Source organism: Desulfofundulus thermosubterraneus DSM 16057 (assembly GCF_900142025.1).
GTDB lineage: Bacteria > Bacillota > Desulfotomaculia > Desulfotomaculales > Desulfovirgulaceae > Desulfofundulus > Desulfofundulus thermosubterraneus.
Genome location: NZ_FQZM01000032.1, coordinates 25,991 through 44,243 on the forward strand (window position 1 = coordinate 25,991; position 18,253 = coordinate 44,243).

Below are 18,253 nucleotides of genomic sequence, written 5' to 3' on the forward strand. Positions count from 1 at the left end.
TTCACTCACCCCAGATCATCAGGGATATGAAATCAAGACGGACAATATCATCCTCGGAACCGATAATCTTTAGCGTACCGTTCATATATGGTTCGGTAGGGGTAATATCACCGTAAAAAAGATCCGCCAGGGTTTCGCTGTCGGCAATTACCGTCAGGTCGGCCCGGGGCGGCGCCCCTTCCCGCACTGACAATTCCCCGTTCCGCAATTCCAGAGTATGCTGGGAAGGGATGTCGCTGGCCTGCACCAGAACCACCCGGTCCCAGTCCCGGTTCATTATTTTCAACCGCTCGTTCTTGTTATAACCCTCCTGGAAGGCCAGGAGGCTGGCAGTAATTTCTTCGTGACTGGCCAAAGATGCCTACCTCCAAATGAATTCTGCTGAGGTTTCAGCGTAAATACACCACCCGGGGCTTAAAGTCCAAACGACGTAAAAGATCCAGGTAATCCTGGGAAGAGATTTCCTCCCGGGGCTTTTGCAACAAGGCCACCAGTACCGCTTCCATGACATTGGTACCAAAGGAGCGCCCCTGAAATTCGGGCGTGGTGGTCACCAGGCAACCCGTCCCCTTTTCTCTTAAAAAGGCCACGTCTTCAGCGGTGGTGGTATTGGTAATAATAGTCTGCCCGTCAAGCTGGGGCATGTAACGGCGCACCAGGTGATAATCCCCGGCAATTACCTGCGCTTCCCGGTAATAGTGGCCAAATTTTTTTACTTTTTCCTCATCCTGGGTTTCCTGTTTCTTGCCGGTGGGGTAGAGCATGTGAAAGGGTAATTTGGTCATTTCCGGCAGTAGCTTGGCCGCCAGTTCTTCCAGTTCCTTGACCGTGCGAATGGGATAGGGAATGCCCGCCGCGAAAATAAGATCCCCAAAGGTTAGATCACAGCCCAGCTCGGCAAATGCTTCGGCCATCCCGAAGCGATCCACCGCACTGACCATCAGCACCCTGATGCCGGGAGGAAGCAAATCAGTATGCTCCCGCAGGTAATAGACCGTTTCCCTTTCCAGGGTATTTTTCAAACCGCTGCCGTCCACCACCGGGGTCTTTCTGACGGCATCCATAAGCTTTTTGCCGTCGCGGACCACATAGCGGGTCCTTCCGGCGTACAGGTAGACGTCAATTCCGCCCAGCCCGATGGCGTCCACCTTGCCGTCAAGCTCTTTTAACAACTGGATGGCCCGGTCGAAATCTCCGTCGGTACCCCGGCGGGTGATCTCAAATCGTTCACCCAAAAGTTCCACTTCCGCCCGGTGGTCCCGCCGGGAAGAACCCAAGCTGACACTGACTACCCGTTTCAAAAAAAGACCTCCATTTCCCAAACACACTGATCCTTAACCATTGTAACCAAATAAAACTAAAAATACAAGCGCCGGCTTTTCATCTCCTGTTCCAAAAAGCGGCGAACCTCTTCCGGATCCGATAGCTGCAGGGTCTGCAGGGCCACTTCCCGGGCTTCCTTTAAAGTAACCGACCGGATTACTTTTTTAATTTCCGGCAGTGAGCCCGCGGCGGCACTGAACTGATCCAGCCCCAAACCCAGGAGAAGTAAAGTAGCCAGCGGTTCCCCCGCCATCTCCCCGCACATGGCCACCTTCTTGCGGGTGTTACGGGCCACGTCAATGACGTTCTTAACCAGGCGCAGAATGGCGGGATGTAAAACCTGGTTCAGAGGATTAATTCCCGCACTGGCCCGGTCCACCGCCAGGGTATACTGAACCAGATCGTTGGTGCCGATGCTGTAAAAATCAACCTCCGGTGCAAAAAGCTCTGCGGTCAGGGCGGCGGATGGCACTTCCACCAGCAGGCCCACCTCGATCCGGGGGTCGAATTTTTTCCCGGCCAGCTGCAGTTCTTCCTGTGCCTGGCGCAGCATGGCCTTGACCCGGCGCAAATCTTCAACCCGGGAGATGAGGGGGAACATCACCTTTACCCTGCCAAAGGCACTGGCCCGCAGGATTGCCTTGATCTGGGTATTAAAAATTTCCTCGAAGTTCAAATTTAATCTGATACCCCGGCAGCCCAAAAAGGGATTGGGTTCATAGTGCATGGGCTGGAAGAAGGGGCTTGAGGGACCGGCATAGTCAAGGGTACGGATGACCACCGGCCTTCCCCGCATCTTTTGTACAACCTGGACGTAAAACTCAAACTGTTCGTCCTCGCTGGGCATGGTATCCCGGCCCAGGAAGAGATGCTCGGTACGGAACAGCCCGATTCCTTCCGCCCCCTGGGCCAGGGCACTGGTCACTTCCCCGGGATGATCGATATTGGCCAGGAGTTGAACCCGGTAACCGTCCCGGGTTTCCGCCGGGAGATCGGAAAGCATCTGCATTTCTTTTTTACAGGCCAGGTAGGTCTCCCGCCGGTGCTGGTATTCGGCGACCGTAGCCGGATCGGGATTGAGGATGACCGTACCTTTGCTGCCGTCAACGATGATCAGGTCTCCGTTTTGTACCCGGTGTACAAAACGGCCCAAACCCACCACGGCAGGTATTTCCAGGGACCGGGCCAGAATGCAGGCTGTACAGGTCCTGCCTCCCCTTTCAATGGCCAGGCCGAGAATGCGGGAACGGTCCAGTTGCATGCTGTCGGGGGCACTCAAATCCCGGGCCACCACAATGGAATCTTCTTTCAGGCGCGGCACCGGCGTCCACGACTGGCCCAGCAAAATGCGCAACAAGCGGCACCCCACGTCTCTGTAGTCGGCCGCCCGCTCACGCAGGTATTCGTCTCCCGAATCTTCAAACATCTTGACGTAGTTGGTCACCACTTCGCCCACGGCACCTTCCACGTTGACACCTGAACGAATGATACTAATTAACTCGGATTCAAAGGTGGCATCTTCTAAAATCATTAGCTGGGCATGAAAGGTGCCCGCCCGGTCCCGGCCCAGATCCGACATGGCCCGGGCGTAAATGCCGGCCAACTCCTGGTGAGCCTGCCGGAGGGCGTGCTGCAGGCGAACCAGTTCCTGATTAACCTCCTCCGGCGAAACAGTTTTCCGCTCAAATTCCAGTTGTTCCGGGCGGAAGATGAAGGCCCTGCCAATGGCAATCCCCGGTGCCCCGGCAATTCCCTTTAACATTTCGCTACCCCCTTGAACTAAAATTATGTACGGAGAACAAAAATGACCAGCATTTGCTGGCATCATTGACACGATTAGAGCTGCTACTACTTCTAATATATTTAATCTTAACTTCGACGTGACTGACTTTTATTCCTGCCCTTTCGAACAATCAGAAAAAAATTTACCCCCAAAAAACAAAAACGGGAGGATTAAAGCCTCCCGCTTACATTTCATCGCTAATCCCCGGAACAATTTCATTTTTGTCCTGCCTGGCCTGTTCCAGCAAGGCCAGGGCCTCACCGAAGCCCTTTAGATAACCCGAACGCCACAGGGCCGCTTGCGCCGGCGACAATACAGGGGCTTCCACCTTTTCGCGGATACGTTCCACCGCTTCATCAAAGCTTTGCGGTCGTTCAAGGCCGTCCTTTTTTTGGCCATCCATGCCCTACACCCCTTAAACCTGCGCTCCGTGTTTTTCCAATATGTCCACGGCTCCCTGGACCTTGTCTTCACTGGTAACAACCGTTACGAGAAACGCCCGCCCCCCCGCCGTGCCATAGTCATAGGCGGCCATGCCGCTCACCGAAGGATCTGCCGCCTTGAGGACCCGGGATTCGCTGTTGGACAAGCTGTCGGTACCGGCAGAAAAAAGGGTCAACCCGGTAATGGTTTCCGCCCGACCGGCGATGGGATTATTGATTTCCGCATCGTCCTCCACACCAAAGCGGGATACCCGGTCCAGGCTGATGGTATCATAGCCGGCGGATCTCAATTCTTCCATCGCCCGCCGGGCTCTGGTGCTGGAAGGAAAGTAGGCCAGGATGGAGCGCTCTCCTGGAGAAAGTTGCATCACCATCACTCCCGCCTTCTTTCCCGTTATTATGACCGCCGGCCCTGAAGATCATGCGGGGGCAGGATGTACAGATGCCGCTATCCCCGCTGTATGTGCCGGTAAAAAAAGAGCAAAAACCCGGCCGTGGAACGCTGGGCCCGGGGAAGGAGGATGCTCGTGGCCTGGTGGTAACATTCTTCACCGGCGGAAGCCCGGACCAGGGGATAATATTCCCTGGCTTCCCAGGCATTGGCCGCCACCCATTCTTCAGGGGTGTGGCCAAGGTGGTACAGGCCCCCCGAGCTCACGCGGTAGTAATGCTTTCGCCCCCTAACCCACCTTTCATAATCCAGGTGCCCGTCAAAGAGCTGGCAGCAGGCGTGATGGGGCACACAAGCATCCTGCACCAGGTGTACGGCTGCACCCAGCATGAACAAAGACTTGTGATATTTTCCCCGACGCCAGAACAATAGCGCCCTGTTGAAGTACTGCCTGCATTTCTGGGCGGCATTTGCCCACGCCCACACACCCACCCCCCGCCCGGGATCAAAATGATGGGTGGTGCTGCGCAGGCCCCGGTCTGCCCAGGTGACCCCTGCATCCAGTTGGGCAGCAAACCGGTTGATTAACCGGGCACACTCCCTGTAACCGTCATGATAAAGAATAACCCGCCCCTGTTCATTGCAGAAAACATGGGTGTCACTGGCCCCCAGCACCTGTAACGGGAGGTGCAAGGAAAATAAATAGCGGGAGGCAGCAGTCACCGGATGGGTCCACCTGGCAACGTGAACTTTCATTTCCCCACCTCATCGTTATTACCAGAAAGTAACCATATTGATATTCTCCATAAACCGGGAAAACCCCTTTTATCATTTGTGTTAGTTGGCCATCGTAAAGTTTAATTTATGTTAACAATTTTCTGTTGCGGGGAGAACTTGAGATATTTTTCACAAATAAGCTTGCCTTTTAGAAGCCATATGCTAAAATTATAGTTAAGATAATTTTGTTCCGGCATCCCCCCTCCCCCCGGCCAGGGTGGGCAGTGAAAGCGTGGTGAACAACGGAAACGCCAGTACATACATCTTGTAAAAAGGCTAACGTTTCACAATCACCATAAAACGGCTAAATTAGTTCGTTGGGCGCAAGAGAATTTCTTTTTCACCAAGAAGGCGTATGATAAAACTCAAGATACCCCCGTTGGAGGTGGCACCATGGCACTTGTACAAAATTTTAAATCCTTTGCTGAAGCTGGTATTAAGGCTACCCCTGTGCCGGGCACGAGCAAGTACCTTATTCAATTCCAGGACGGCAGCAGCGTTTATGTGAACGAACGCACCTTATTCCGCCTCTTGGACTCCGGGGAAAGTACGGAAAGCATCATCAGGATTCTGCGGGAACAAACTCCTTTCTCCAACTACCCGGAACGCTACAAAAACCTCCTCCGTGCAAACCAACGTTAAAAGACGCTGCTCACCTTCCACGGCTCTTTTTGCCCTTTCAGGTTTACTTAAATTTCCTGTGCCCATGAAATAAGGGAGAGACTCATCCCACCTCTTCCAGTTCCACCCACCCGGCAACAACCACCGGGCGTTTTTCTCTTTTTGCCTTGGTGGAGGCCAAACTGGCTAGATTAATAAGATCTCGCACGTTGTGAGTGCCATTGGGCTCCCCACGCACTCTTGACCGCCGCCCTCCGGCCACACCTGCCGATGCGGTAACCTTTATCCCCTGCGGCCATCTGGCATCGGCAAGCGCCTTTATCATCTGCCAGGACAACTGTTTCGCTTCTTCCAGCGGCCTGACGGTAACCACCGCAAACTCATCGCCCGCATAACGGCACAGGTAATCAAGCCCTTCGGCGATGACACCTTTTAAAATTTTCCCTACCTGCTGCAAAATCTCATCCCCGATAACGTGGCCGAACTCTTTGTCTATCGCCCCGAAGTTGTCCAGGTCTAAAAAAATAACGGTTATCTCCTGCCCGCTTTGCAGCAACTCCGCTGCTTTATGCTGCAGGAATTCGGCCCGGTTCAGGCCTGTAAGGGCGTCCACGTGTTTGCCTATCTCGGCATAAAGCCGGGATTTTGTAATTACGCCCAGCAGTCGCCCATCCCTCACCACTACCAAACGTTCAATCCCATGGCTCTCCATCGTTTCCTTGGCTTCCCAAAAAGAGCATTCCGGCGAAACGGTAACTACATTCCTGCTCATGGCATCAGCCACCAGCCGGTTGGGGTGGGAGTACCTTACATCCCTGGAGGTTATAATGCCCACAAGCCTTCCCCCTTCCACCACCGGAAGACCACCTATCTTGAGCTGGTTCATCAGGGCCGCCGCCCGGCCGACACTTTCAAAAGGATCAATGGTGACTGGATTTTTATGCATAATGTCGCCTGCACTAAACACTATAAATCCACCGCCCTGTTCACCTGCACCACAATGTTTACCTGGGCTTTTACCACTGTATTTTCGTTAGCAACCCTCATCCCCTCTTCCAGGATGACCGGCAGAAATTTCTCCTGGGGGAGAAATTTCAATAATGACCTCTTCAGCACTGCTGCCTCGAAAATTTCGTGGTCAAGGTAAATAATGTCGTACTGCTCCGGCGTCAGGGCATCCACCATCCGTCTTACCGCTTCCGGACCAATGGGTGCCCTTTTCCCTACCAGCAGCACGTCCTGCATGGGCGGGATTTCAAATTCGGATAAACGAATGGTAACCTCAGCTCTGCGAACCGGCTCAGAAGAATGGGAAGTAAAGGAGGCCCTGGAAGACACCTGGTTACACCTTCCTCTCCCTTTCAGGTGAAATATCCCTTCTCTGTATAGTATACAGTACGTTCGAAATTTAACAAGACATATCTACCCGATTCCCCCGATTTAGGTACCCCAGATATTCAAAACAGTAAATATTCAGTGAACACGTTGGATGCGGCCCAACACTCACCAAAATATGACTCCGCTCCTGGTGTTTCAGGTTTAATTGATATATCCGCTTTTAAGAAGAGCTAGTATCCCAGTGAGTGCTGGGTCCCCGCTCACTCAAATGCCCGGCGGAGCCGGGCATTTAAAATCAACTGGCCTAACTTGACACATACGTATCATTGTGTTACAGTAAAAACAGGAATACCATAACCGACGGCGTGGATGCCTCGACCTGCCGAGGTTTTAGGTTACACCCTCTAAACTGCTGGCACAGTTTAGAGGGTTTTTACCTTAATTCCCTGCAGTAGGTGATGAGCACCACGAGGGTGAGCAATTGGATGGTTGCCTGCACGATCTGTATTACGTCTTGTGCGGTAATCATCCCTGCCCCACCCCCCTTCAGAGAAGATTCTCCCCCGGCAGGTGAGGCCCGTCCGATCATGGTATTCCTTGTCTTATTTTACCAAATACTGTTGATTTGGACAAGCGACTCCCTCAAAATCAAGGTTTCCTAAGCCCCGCCTTCTTTTCCATCAACGCGCGTACCTTTAACGGCAAACCGAAAAGATTGATAAACCCGGCAGCATCGGCCTGGTTGTAGATCTCATCCCGGCTGAAGGTGGCCAGTTCCGGATTGTAGAGTGAATAGGGCGAACTAACCCCCGCGGGGGTGCAGTTGCCTTTGTAGAGCTTCATGCGCACCGTGCCGGTTACCGTACGCTGGGTTACCTCCACAAAGGCGTCCAGGGCTTCCCGTAAAGGAGAGAACCACACGCCGTCATACACCAGCTCGGCATAACGGGCGGCCACCAGTTCTTTGAAATGCATGGTTATCCGGTCAAGGCATATACTTTCCAGCTCCCGGTGGGCCAGGTAGAGGATGGTACCACCGGGGGTTTCGTATACACCGCGGGACTTCATCCCCACCAGGCGGTTTTCCACCATATCTACCACCCCTATACCGTTGGCGCCCCCCAGGGCATTTAACTTTTCCACCAGCGCCACCGGGTCCAGGGATTCCCCGTTTACTTTCCTGGGTATACCCTTTTCAAAATAAATTTCCACGTAAGTGGGCCGGTCCGGAGCCTTTTCCGGAGGCGTGGTCAGCAGGAGCACGTCGGCGGGTGGTTCCTTGGCGGGATCCTCCAGGTCCCCTCCTTCGTGGCTCAAGTGCCAGATGTTGCGGTCCATGCTGTAAGGGCGTTCCCTGGTCACGGGAACGGGAATCCCCCGGGCCTGGGCGTAGTCAATGGCATCCTCCCGGGAACGAATGTTCCATTCGCGCCAGGGGGCGATAATCTTGAGGTCGGGATTCAGCGCTTTCACAGAAAGCTCAAAGCGCACCTGGTCGTTTCCCTTGCCCGTGGCGCCGTGGGCCACGGCCTCCGCTCCTTCTCTTTCGGCCACCTCTACAAGCTTTTTGGCAATCAAAGGACGGGCCATGGAGGTGCCCAAAAGGTACTTGCCTTCGTAAACGGCCCCCGCCCGTAAGGTGGGGAAAATGTACTCTTCTACAAATTCCCGCTTTACGTCCTCAATATAGATCTTGCTGGCGCCGCTTTTAATGGCCTTTTCCTCCAGCGGGGCCAGTTCCTCCCCCTGCCCCAGGTCGGCCACCATGGCAATGACTTCGTAGCCGTAATTTTCTTTGAGCCAGGGAATGATGATGGATGTATCCAGACCCCCCGAATAGGCTAATACTACTTTTTTCATACTAACGCTCCTTTCTCCTCAGCCATAGCAAGTACATGACGGCCCAGCCCAGGGTTATGCCGGTAAACCAGGCACCCAGGTGAATGGGCAGGTGGACAAAGTCCCGGTTAATAAAAGCCAGGGCCACAATGCCCGCGCCCCCCAGCAGGGCCAGGATGAGCGGCATGCGCGTAATCCGGAACATATCACGCCATCACCAGGGCCAGCACGGCCTTCTGGGCATGCAGGCGGTTTTCCGCCTCGTCCCAGACCACCGAGTGGGTCCCGTCAATGATCTCAGCTGTTACTTCTTCCCCCCGGTGGGCCGGCAGGCAGTGCAAGAAGATAAAGTCCGGTTTGGCGTGGCGCACCAGTTCTCCGTTCACCTGGTAGAGGGCAAAAACCTTCTTTCGCTGTTCACTTTCCTGTTCCTGTCCCATGCTGGCCCAGACATCGGTGACCACCACATCCGCCCCCGCAACTGCCGCCACCGGGTCGGTAAGAATTTCGATGCGGCTGCCGGTTGACAGAGCGTCGGCCCTGGCCTTCTCCACTATCTCAGCCCTGGGCTGGTAGCCGGGGGGTGAGGCCACGCTGATATGCATGCCTGTTTTGGCACAGCCGAAAAGCAGGGAGTGACAAACGTTGTTGCCGTCCCCGACATAGGCCAGCTTCAAGCCGGCCAGCCTGCCTTTATGTTCCCGGATGGTCTGCAAATCGGCCAGGATCTGGCACGGATGCAGCAGGTCGGTCAGGCCGTTAATCACCGGGATGTCAGCGTAACGCGCCAGTTCCTCCACATCCGCCTGGGCGTAGGTGCGGATCATAATCCCGTCCAGGTAGCGGGAAAGCACCCGGGCGGTATCGGCAATTGACTCCCCCCGGCCCAGCTGCAGGTCGCTGGCATTGAGGTACAGGGCGTAGCCCCCCAGCTGGTACATGGCCACTTCAAAGGAAACCCGGGTGCGGGTGGACGATTTTTGAAAGATCATGCCCAGGGTCTTCCCGGACAGGTAAGGGTGGGGAATACCCCTTTTTTGTTTGGACTTCAAGTCATCGGCCAGGTCAAGGATGGTGATAATCTCTTCCGGAGTGAAATCATGCAGGGAGAGAAGATCCCGGCCTTTAAAATTTTCCTTCACTGGATTATCCCTTCCTTTACAGGTTCGGTTTTACTGAACATTTAACACATAAGGATAACGGAATCACGGTAAGGCCTCACGCTCCCGGGCCAGCATCCCCGCGGTAAATTCCCGCACGCTTACCGGGTCCGGCTCCTCCCCCTGCTTCAGGCACTGCAGCACCGCCGCCAGCGCCCGGGCGGTATCCAGGGACGTCAGGCAGGGCACCCGGTACTCGGCGGCAATGCGGCGCAGGCGGAAGCCGGGCCGGGCGGGGTGCTTACCCCGGGTGGGGGTGTTGATGACCAGGTTCACCGCGCCCGAACGCAACAGGCCCGCCACATCCTCCACTTCCCGCACGGGCATGCCGGCGGCGGCAATGGCCCTAGCCGTTCCTCTGGTGGCATAAAGAGTGTAACCCAGGGCAGCATACTGGCGGATCACGGGCAATGCTTCAATTTTATCCCGGTCGGCCAGGGAAACCAGCACCACTTTTGACGTGGATGGTTTTGTGCCGTTAACAACCGAAAAAGGACTTAAACCGGCAGCCACCATGGCCTTGTAAAGTGCCCCGGGGAAAGTGCGATCCACCCCCATGACCTCCCCGGTGGACTTCATTTCCGGACCCAGGGAAATTTCCACCTCGCCCAGCTTTTCAAAGGAAAAGACCGGCGCCTTCACGGTTACATAATCCGAAGCCCTGCCCAGGCCCGACCCGTATCCCTGCTCAGCCAGCCTTTTGCCCAACATGGCCCGGGTGGCCACCTGCACCATGGGCACGGCCGTCACCTTGCTCAAAATGGGCACGGTCCGGGAGGCCCGGGGGTTCACTTCCAGGACATAGATGCCGTCTTTGGCCACCACGTACTGGATGTTTAAAAGCCCGCACACCTTCAGCGCCCGGCCAATCTGCAGGGTGTAGTCCACCACCTGCTCTATTTGCGCCGGGGTGAGGTTCTGGGGCGGGTAAACGGCCATGCTGTCCCCCGAATGCACCCCGGCCCGCTCGATGTGCTCCATAATGCCGGGGATGAAAATATCCCTACCGTCCCCTATGCCGTCGATCTCCACTTCCCGGCCCCGGATGTATTTGTCGATGAGCACCGGGTGCCGGGGCGAAACCTGTACGGCCGTTTCCATATATTTTAGCAGTTCCGGAGTGTTATGGACAATCTCCATGGCCCGCCCGCCCAGCACGTAGGAAGGCCGCACCAGCACCGGGTAACCCAGACCCTCGGCAATTTGCCGGGCCTGTTCCACGGTAAAAGCAGTGCCCCCCTCGGTCTGGGGAATGCCCAAGCGGGACAAAAGGGCGCTGAATTTTTCCCGGTCCTCGGCGGCGTCAATGGATTCCACTGGCGTGCCGAGCACCTTCACCCCCCGGGCGGCCAGTTCCCCGGCTAGGTTGATGGCCGTCTGGCCGCCAAACTGAACAATCACCCCCAGGGGCTTTTCCTTTTCCACCACGTTGAGGACGTCCTCCAAGGTGAGGGGTTCAAAATAAAGCCGGTCGGCGGTGTCAAAGTCGGTACTCACCGTTTCCGGGTTGTTGTTGATGATGATGGCCTCCACCCCTTCGGCCTGCAAACCCCAGACCGAATGTACCGAACAGTAATCAAATTCGATGCCCTGGCCGATGCGGATGGGCCCCGAACCGAGGACGATCACTTTAGGCCGGGAAGACACCGCAACCTCATCCACGGTATCGTAGGTGGAATAGTAATAGGGGGTGGCGGCCTCAAATTCCGCGGCACAGGTATCCACCATCTTGTAGGCCGGAACAATTCCGCACTCTTTTCGCAACGCACGCACCCGGTCAAAATCCAAACCGGTCAGCCGAGCGATATGGCTGTCGGCAAAGCCGCAGGCCTTGGCCCGCCGCAGCAACCCGGGGGATGGGTTGCCGCCGGCCGCCCGCAGCTCTCCTTCCAGAACCACGATGTTTTTTATTTTCTCCAGGAAGAAGTAGTCTATGGCCGTGAGTTGAAAGATTTCCCGCATGGCCCAGGCCCGGCGGAAAGCTTCGGCTATGGCAAACAAGCGCAGATCGTTGGGACGGGAAAGCAGTTGCTGCAGTTCCATCTCGCTCCAACTGCCCGAACCCTTCCACTGCAGGCTGTCCACGCCAATTTCCAGGGAGCGCACCGCCTTGAGCAGGGCCCCCTCAAAGGTGCGGTCAATGGCCATTACCTCGCCGGTGGCCTTCATCTGGGTACCCAGGGTACGGTCCGCGCTGCTGAACTTGTCAAAGGGCCAGCGGGGTATCTTAACCACCACGTAGTCCAGGGCCGGCTCAAAGCAGGCGCAGGTTTTCCCCGTCACCGGGTTGATGATCTCGTCCAGCCTTAGGCCGATGGCTATCTTGGCCGCCGTGCGGGCTATGGGATAACCGGTGGCCTTGGAGGCCAGGGCGCTGGAACGGCTCACCCGGGGGTTGACCTCAATCACGTAATAGCGGAAACTTTCCGGGTCCAGGGCAAACTGGACGTTACAACCCCCTTCCACCTTCAAGGCCCGGATGATCTTCAGGGCGGCGGAGCGCAACAGCTGGTATTCCTTGTCGGCCAGGGTCTGGGATGGGGCCACCACGATGCTGTCCCCGGTGTGGATGCCGATGGGGTCGATGTTTTCCATGTTGCAGATGGTGATGCAGTTGTCGGCCCCGTCCCGCATCACTTCGTACTCTATTTCCTTCCAGCCGGCCACGCTCTTTTCCAGCAGCACCTGGCCGATGGGGCTCATCAACAGCCCCCGGTGGACGATGGCCTCCAGCTCCTGCGGGCCTGTGGCCATGCCGCCCCCGGTACCGCCCAGGGTGTAGGCGGGCCGGACGATCAGGGGGTAACCGATTTCCCGGGCAAACTCCAGGGCCTGCTCCACGCTGGTGACCGTGGTACTGGGGGGCACCGGTTCGCCTATGGCCAGCATGGTTTCCTTGAACAGCTCCCGGTCCTCTGACCGGCGAATGCTGTCCAGGGAAGTGCCCAGCAGTTCCACGCTGTATTTTTCCAGCACCCCTTGCCGGGCCAGTTCCACGGCCAGGTTCAACCCCGTTTGACCGCCCAGGGTGGGCAGCAGGCCCTGGGGCCGCTCCCGTTCGATTATGCGGGCCACGGTCTGCCAGGTGAGGGGTTCGATATAGATCTGGTCGGCCATGTGGCTGTCGGTCATGATGGTGGCCGGGTTGGAATTCACCAGCACCACCTGAACCCCTTCCTCTTTGAGGGCCCGGCAGGCCTGGGTGCCGGCATAGTCAAATTCCGCGGCCTGGCCGATAATAATGGGGCCGGAGCCGATGACCAGTACTTTTTTGATGTCCTTTCGCCTGGGCATGGGTATCCTCCTGCTGCAAAAGTTACTGTTTCATTTCGGCCAGGACGCCGGCCAGGATTTCCACGGCCTCGTCCACCTCGGCCCTGGTAATAACCAGAGGCGGAATGAAGCGCAGAATGTGGTTATCCACACAGTTGATTAACAAACCGCGGTCCTGGCATTTGCTAACGATCTCCTTGCCTTCGACAGTTAGTTCCATACCCAGCATCAGCCCCAGGCCGCGCACTTCCTTGACGAAGGAAAACCAGCCGGCCAGCTCCAGGAGGCGGTCTTTCAGATAAGCACCCACCCGGGCAGCATTTTCAATGACGCCCTCATTGAGCAGGCATCCCACGGCTGCCAGCCCGGCCGCACAGGCCAGGGGGTTGCCCCCGAAGGTGGAGGCGTGGTCGCCGGGGCTAAAAGCGACGGCCACTTTTTCCTTCGCCACCATGGCCCCGATGGGGAACCCGCCGCCCAGGGCCTTGGCCAGTGTAAAAATGTCCGGCTCCACGCCGTAATGCTGGTAGGCCAGGAACTTGCCCGTGCGCCCTAGGCCGCACTGCACTTCGTCAAAGATCAATAGGGCATTGTAACGGTCACAGAGCTCCCGGGCGGCCTTTAAGTATTCGGGCGTGGCCACGTTCACCCCGCCCTCGCCCTGCACCGGCTCTAGCAGCACCGCGCAGGTGCTGGGGTTTACGGCCCGGGAAAGGGCCTCCACATCATTGAAGGGAACGTATTTAAACCCCGCCGGAAGGGGTTCAAACCCCTTCTGGTACTTGGGTTGGGCCGTGGCAGTGATGGCCGCCAGGGTGCGCCCATGGAAGGACTTCAGGGCGGTGATAATTTCGTATTTCTCCTGCCCGCCGTGAATTTTACCGTACTTCCGGGCCAGCTTGATAGCCGCCTCGTTGGCCTCGGCACCGCTGTTGCAGAAAAACACCCGGTCCCCGCAGGAATTTTCCACCAGCAATTGGGCCAGTTTCGCCTGGGGTTCAATATGGTACAGATTGGATACATGCATCAATTTCCGGGCCTGGGAGGCTATGGCCTCCACTACCGCCGGGTGGCAGTGGCCCAGGGAGCAAACGGCCAATCCGGCCACAAAGTCAAGGTACTCCTTACCTTCCGCGTCCCAAACCCGTGCCCCCTGCCCTCTCACCAGGGCCAGGGGCAGGCGCCCGTAGGTACGCATTACATATTTATCGGTAAGCTCGATAATTTCCGCGCTGGTCATGTCCATTCCCCTCCTGCTTCACCGGACCACCATGGTGCCGATGCCTTTATCCGTGAACACTTCCAGCAAAATGGAGTGGGGCACCCGCCCGTCCAGAATGTGGGTGGTGTTGACACCGCCGTAAAGGGCCCGGGTACAGCACTCCACCTTGGGAATCATGCCGCCGTCAATAATGCCCCGGGCAATTAAATCAGGCACATCGTCCGCCCGGATCACTGAAATCAGCGAATTCTTGTTTTCCCTGTCTTCCAGAATGCCTTCCACGTCGGTAAGGATAATTAATTTATCCGCCCCCAGGGCCACCGCCAGCTCCCCGGCGGCGGTATCGGCGTTGACGTTGTAGCTTTCCCCTTCGGGGCCCACCGCCACGGGAGCCACCACGGGAATATAGCCCTCATTGATCAGGGTATGGACGATGGCCGGGTTGACCTTTTTCACCTGCCCCACGCAGCCGATGTCCACCATTTCCACCGTCCCGTCGGGCTGGTATACCTTGCCGGGTTTCTTCACCGCCTGAAGCAGGCAGGCATCCTTGCCCGAAAGGCCCACCGCCTTGCCGCCAATGCGATTGATCAGGGAGACGATTTCCTTGTTCAGCTTGCCCGCCAGGACCATTTCCACTATTTCCATGGTTTCCTCGTCGGTGACCCGCAGGCCGCCCACAAAGCGGGATTCGATACCCAGCTTCTGGAGCATGGCCGTAATTTCCGGTCCCCCGCCGTGGACAATTACTGGGTGGATGCCCACATACTTCATCAGCACCACATCAGTAAGCACGGCCTTTTTCAGCCCGCAGTCCACCATGGCGTGGCCGCCATACTTGATGACCACCGTCTTGCCGTAGAATTTCCTTATGTAAGGCAGGGCCTCCACCAGGATGGCCGCCTTCTCCTGTGCGCTGAGCAATCGGATACCTCCCCCGGTTTACTTATCCTTAAAAACCCAGGATACAGGATAACAGGCCGTTATGTCCGGTAGCTGGCGTTAATGTTCACATATTCGCCGGTCAGGTCGCAGCCCCAGGCCGTGGCCTCATATTCTCCTGACTTTAAATCCACCAGTACCCGCACCTCACGGCCCGCCAGCACGGACGAGGCTGCTTCCTCGTCAAAGGGCAAAGCCACCCCGTCCCTGGCCACCATTATGTCACCCAGGTATATATCCACCCGGTCGGGATCAAAGTGCGCACCCGAGTAGCCGGCAGCGCAGATGATCCGCCCCCAGTTGGCATCCTGACCGTATATGGCCGTTTTGACCAGGTTGGAAGCTACCACTGCCCGGGCGGCCAGGCGGGCATCCCTTTCGCTGGCGGCATTGATCACCTTCACTTCCAGCAGCTTTGTGGCCCCTTCGCCATCCCTGGCCACTGCCCGGGCCAGCCGGGTGCATACCTCGGTGAGGGCGTCCCGCAACAGGTGATAATCTTCATTTTCGGCGGTAATTTCCGGGTTGCCGGCCCGGCCGTTGGCCAGGGCCAGGACCATGTCATTGGTGCTGGTATCCCCATCCACACTGATCATATTAAAGCTCCGGTCCACCGCATGACGCAGCATTTCCTGCAGGCAGGGCGCAGATACAGCCGCATCGGTGGTAATAAAGCAGAGCATAGTGGCCATGCTGGGGTGAATCATTCCGGAACCCTTGGCCATACCCCCGATGGTTACCGTGTGCCCGCTTAGGGTGAGAGAAAGGGCCGTTTCTTTGGGCTCGGTATCGGTGGTCATAATGGCCTCGGCGGCAGCCGCGCCCCCACCGGAGCTCAACTCCCGGGCCGCAGCGGCAATACCCGGCAAAATGCGGTCCATGGGCATGGGCTGGCCGATGACCCCGGTGGAGGCCACCAGGACATCCTCCTCGGGAATATTCAATACCCGGGCCGTTTCCTGCGCCATGGCCCGGGCATCCCGGATACCCTGCTCCCCGTTGCAGGTATTGGCATTACCGCTGTTCATCACCACCGCCCGGGCCCGCCCCCTGGCTATACGCTCCATGGTGACCAGCACCGGGGCACCCTTCACCAGGTTGGTGGTGAACACCCCGGCAGCGCGGGCCGGAACCTCGGAAAAAATTAAGGCAATATCCCGTCTTCCTTTGTACTTCACCCCGGCGGCCACTCCCGCGGCCAGAAAACCCTGCGGGGCAGTGACACCGCCGCTTTTCTCTTCCCATGTTCTGGCCAAGCCAGCATTCCTCCTTATCCACTACGTCGTTAAAGCTATTTTTACATCTTCTACGGATATACCCCCGGACCGTAAAGCCCCGTATCCTCCGCCAGCCCGAACATTATATTCATATTCTGGACCGCCTGGCCGGCGGCTCCTTTGATCAGGTTATCGATGGCGGAAATGATTACCACCCTGCCGGTACGCCGGTCTACCACCAGACCTATGTCACAGTGGTTGGAGCCGGCCACCATTTTGGTCGCCGGCAGCATGCCGGCGGGCAACACCCGGACAAACTTCTCCTGCCGGTAAAATTCCCGGTAGAGGGTTAAAATTTCCTCCGTGCTCTTCAGCCGGGTCAGCCGGGCGTAGATGGTGCTTAAAATACCCCGGATCATGGGCGTCAGGTGGGGGGTAAAGGAAACCAGCACCTTTTCGCCAGCCAGGGCGCTTAATTCCTGCTCGATCTCAGGGGTGTGGCGGTGCACGGTCACCCCGTAGGCCTTGATGCTCTCGTTAACCTCGCAGTAATGGGTGTTTAGGGACAACCCCCGCCCGGCCCCCGAAGCGCCGGATTTGGAATCAATGATAATGGAGCCGGTTTCGACCAGGCCTTCTTTTAACAGGGGAGCCAGGGCAAGAATTACGCTGGTGGGATAACAACCCGGATTGGCCACCAGCCGGGCACCACGAATGTTTTCCCGGTGAATTTCCGGTAGACCATACACCGCTTGAGGCAACAGCTCCGCGGCCGTGTGTTCGACCTTATACCAGTCCTGGTAAACTACAGGGTCGCGGAGGCGGAAATCCGCTCCCAGATCCACCAGGGCTTTTCCCCCACCAATAACTTCCCGGGCCACAGCCATGGCGTGGCCGTGGGGCAGGGCCGTAAATATAACGTCGCTTCTGTCCACCAGGGCCGGCAAATCCTGCTCCTCGCAAACCAGGTCCACATACCCGTAAAGGTGGGGGTAAACCTCCCAGAAAGCCCTACCGGCATAACTCTGGGTGGTCAATCCCACCAGTTCCACCTGCGGGTGGGCACTTAACAACCTGACCAGTTCGGCACCGGCATAGCCGGTGGCCCCGATAATGCTTGCTTTAATAACCATAATCGTCAGGTGCAAACCCGGGCGGCCTGAAGGCCGGGGTTTCTGGTCACCCTCTGAGGCTCCTTTCTATAAGGGAATGCTTTATAATTATACAATTGATTGTATAAAAATACAATCTCAAAGACAAGATAAAAATTACCCGGTTGGATCAATTTCTGCACAGGCGCGTAAAATCCCCTGTACTAGTTATAGCCAGTTTTTTTTATTACTGTTATTATCGGGATCGGCATTAGATGGGGTACGGGCTTTGTAGTTTTGCCACCAGAGCGGCAAAGGCCGGGGACAAGCCCAAGGCCACCGGGCTCAAGTCGAACCCAAGCTTGTCACCGTTAAAACAGGGTTTACCTTTCTTCAGGTAATTTTTAAGCCATTGCCAGTAAATAAATGGCGGGGCGGTGAAAAACCGCCCCTTACTGGTTTTGTTCCGCCCGTATTTTTTTAAACTCCTGGGTAAGCAGGGGCACCACCTCAAAGAGGTCACCCACAATCCCGTAATCGGCCACCTTGAAAATATTGGCTTCCGGGTCCTTGTTGATGGCCACAATCACCTTGGAGGAACCCATTCCCGCCAGGTGCTGGATGGCCCCCGAAATGCCGCAGGCAATGTACAGCTGCGGGGATACGGTCTTACCAGTCTGACCCACCTGCATGCTGTGCGGCGCATAACCCGCATCCACAGCCGCCCGGGAGGCTCCCACCGCCGCCCCCAGCACATCCGCTAATTCTTCCAGTATCTTGAAGTTCTCCGCCGATTTCATCCCCCGCCCCCCGGAAACAATGATGTCCGCTTC

18 protein-coding genes are annotated in these 18,253 nt (G+C 56.7%); 1 reads left to right on the forward strand and 17 read right to left on the reverse strand.

All coding sequences use genetic code 11. The annotated features are described in order from the left end of the window. Window position 1: 1 nt before the first annotated feature. The 6 genes from BUA65_RS12180 to BUA65_RS12205 form a co-directional block, all read right to left on the reverse strand. Window positions 2-355 (reverse strand): SCP2 sterol-binding domain-containing protein, encoded by a 354-nt coding sequence (locus BUA65_RS12180; protein WP_072870012.1) that lies wholly within the window; start codon window positions 353-355, stop codon window positions 2-4. 34 nt (window positions 356-389) lie between these two features. Next, a complete protein-coding gene (locus BUA65_RS12185; RefSeq protein ID WP_072870014.1) occupies window positions 390-1,301 on the reverse strand; it encodes a DUF8754 domain-containing protein in 912 nt (303 codons plus the stop codon). 56 nt (window positions 1,302-1,357) lie between these two features. Next, entirely contained in the window at window positions 1,358-3,085 is a 1,728-nt protein-coding gene (gene ptsP, locus BUA65_RS12190) for a phosphoenolpyruvate--protein phosphotransferase (protein ID WP_072870015.1), read from the reverse strand. A 205-nt stretch (window positions 3,086-3,290) separates the two neighbouring features. Beyond that, entirely contained in the window at window positions 3,291-3,509 is a 219-nt protein-coding gene (locus BUA65_RS12195; RefSeq protein WP_072870017.1) for a hypothetical protein, read from the reverse strand. A 12-nt stretch (window positions 3,510-3,521) separates the two neighbouring features. Further along, complete coding sequence (locus BUA65_RS12200) at window positions 3,522-3,917, reverse strand: hypothetical protein (RefSeq protein ID WP_072870042.1); 396 nt, start codon at window positions 3,915-3,917, stop codon at window positions 3,522-3,524. Between the two features lie 80 nt (window positions 3,918-3,997). After that, on the reverse strand, window positions 3,998-4,696 hold the full coding sequence (locus tag BUA65_RS12205; protein WP_072870019.1) for a zinc dependent phospholipase C family protein: 699 nt from the start codon (window positions 4,694-4,696) through the stop codon (window positions 3,998-4,000). A 414-nt stretch (window positions 4,697-5,110) separates the two neighbouring features. On the opposite strand from BUA65_RS12205, the gene BUA65_RS12210 reads away from it, so the two are divergent. After that, window positions 5,111-5,359 (forward strand): hypothetical protein, encoded by a 249-nt coding sequence (locus tag BUA65_RS12210; RefSeq protein WP_072870022.1) that lies wholly within the window; start codon window positions 5,111-5,113, stop codon window positions 5,357-5,359. Window positions 5,360-5,441: 82 nt separating this feature from the next. On the opposite strand, the gene BUA65_RS12215 is transcribed toward BUA65_RS12210, so the two are convergent. From BUA65_RS12215 to BUA65_RS12265, 11 genes are all read right to left on the reverse strand, one after another. Then, complete coding sequence (locus BUA65_RS12215; protein WP_072870043.1) at window positions 5,442-6,284, reverse strand: CBS domain-containing protein; 843 nt, start codon at window positions 6,282-6,284, stop codon at window positions 5,442-5,444. A gap of 20 nt (window positions 6,285-6,304) precedes the next feature. After that, a complete protein-coding gene (locus tag BUA65_RS12220; protein ID WP_072870024.1) occupies window positions 6,305-6,676 on the reverse strand; it encodes a hypothetical protein in 372 nt (123 codons plus the stop codon). Between the two features lie 648 nt (window positions 6,677-7,324). After that, entirely contained in the window at window positions 7,325-8,536 is a 1,212-nt protein-coding gene (locus BUA65_RS12225) for an argininosuccinate synthase (protein WP_072870025.1), read from the reverse strand. 1 nt (window position 8,537) lies between these two features. Further along, the gene (locus BUA65_RS12230; RefSeq protein ID WP_072870027.1) at window positions 8,538-8,720 is read right to left on the reverse strand and encodes a hypothetical protein; all 183 of its coding nucleotides are present in this window, start codon (window positions 8,718-8,720) and stop codon (window positions 8,538-8,540) included. A 1-nt stretch (window position 8,721) separates the two neighbouring features. Next, on the reverse strand, window positions 8,722-9,657 hold the full coding sequence (argF, locus tag BUA65_RS12235; RefSeq protein WP_072870029.1) for an ornithine carbamoyltransferase: 936 nt from the start codon (window positions 9,655-9,657) through the stop codon (window positions 8,722-8,724). Window positions 9,658-9,720: 63 nt separating this feature from the next. After that, entirely contained in the window at window positions 9,721-12,969 is a 3,249-nt protein-coding gene (carB, locus tag BUA65_RS12240) for a carbamoyl-phosphate synthase large subunit (protein WP_072870030.1), read from the reverse strand. 22 nt (window positions 12,970-12,991) lie between these two features. Further along, window positions 12,992-14,188, reverse strand: coding sequence for an acetylornithine transaminase (locus BUA65_RS12245; RefSeq protein WP_072870032.1), 1,197 nt, complete (start codon window positions 14,186-14,188; stop codon window positions 12,992-12,994). 18 nt (window positions 14,189-14,206) lie between these two features. Next, window positions 14,207-15,094 (reverse strand): acetylglutamate kinase, encoded by an 888-nt coding sequence (argB, locus tag BUA65_RS12250; RefSeq protein WP_072870034.1) that lies wholly within the window; start codon window positions 15,092-15,094, stop codon window positions 14,207-14,209. Between the two features lie 59 nt (window positions 15,095-15,153). Beyond that, the gene (argJ, locus tag BUA65_RS12255; protein ID WP_084062365.1) at window positions 15,154-16,368 is read right to left on the reverse strand and encodes a bifunctional glutamate N-acetyltransferase/amino-acid acetyltransferase ArgJ; all 1,215 of its coding nucleotides are present in this window, start codon (window positions 16,366-16,368) and stop codon (window positions 15,154-15,156) included. A 50-nt stretch (window positions 16,369-16,418) separates the two neighbouring features. Next, complete coding sequence (gene argC, locus BUA65_RS12260; protein ID WP_072870045.1) at window positions 16,419-17,462, reverse strand: N-acetyl-gamma-glutamyl-phosphate reductase; 1,044 nt, start codon at window positions 17,460-17,462, stop codon at window positions 16,419-16,421. Window positions 17,463-17,872: 410 nt separating this feature from the next. Continuing rightward, on the reverse strand, window positions 17,873-18,253 hold a 381-nt coding region (locus BUA65_RS12265), incomplete at its 5' end, for an electron transfer flavoprotein subunit alpha/FixB family protein (protein WP_131821495.1).

Coding starts and splice junctions, on each gene's coding strand:
- BUA65_RS12200 (WP_072870042.1), bottom strand. CDS start 3,917: ATGCAACTTTCTCCAGGAGAGCGCTCCATCCTGGCCTACTTTCCTTCC.
- BUA65_RS12225 (WP_072870025.1), bottom strand. CDS start 8,536: ATGAAAAAAGTAGTATTAGCCTATTCGGGGGGTCTGGATACATCCATC.
- BUA65_RS12210 (WP_072870022.1), top strand. CDS start 5,111: ATGGCACTTGTACAAAATTTTAAATCCTTTGCTGAAGCTGGTATTAAG.
- ptsP (WP_072870015.1), bottom strand. CDS start 3,085: ATGTTAAAGGGAATTGCCGGGGCACCGGGGATTGCCATTGGCAGGGCC.
- BUA65_RS12215 (WP_072870043.1), bottom strand. CDS start 6,284: ATGCATAAAAATCCAGTCACCATTGATCCTTTTGAAAGTGTCGGCCGG.
- BUA65_RS12230 (WP_072870027.1), bottom strand. CDS start 8,720: ATGTTCCGGATTACGCGCATGCCGCTCATCCTGGCCCTGCTGGGGGGC.
- argC (WP_072870045.1), bottom strand. CDS start 17,462: ATGGTTATTAAAGCAAGCATTATCGGGGCCACCGGCTATGCCGGTGCC.
- BUA65_RS12245 (WP_072870032.1), bottom strand. CDS start 14,188: ATGACCAGCGCGGAAATTATCGAGCTTACCGATAAATATGTAATGCGT.
- BUA65_RS12195 (WP_072870017.1), bottom strand. CDS start 3,509: ATGGATGGCCAAAAAAAGGACGGCCTTGAACGACCGCAAAGCTTTGAT.
- carB (WP_072870030.1), bottom strand. CDS start 12,969: ATGCCCAGGCGAAAGGACATCAAAAAAGTACTGGTCATCGGCTCCGGC.
- BUA65_RS12205 (WP_072870019.1), bottom strand. CDS start 4,696: ATGAAAGTTCACGTTGCCAGGTGGACCCATCCGGTGACTGCTGCCTCC.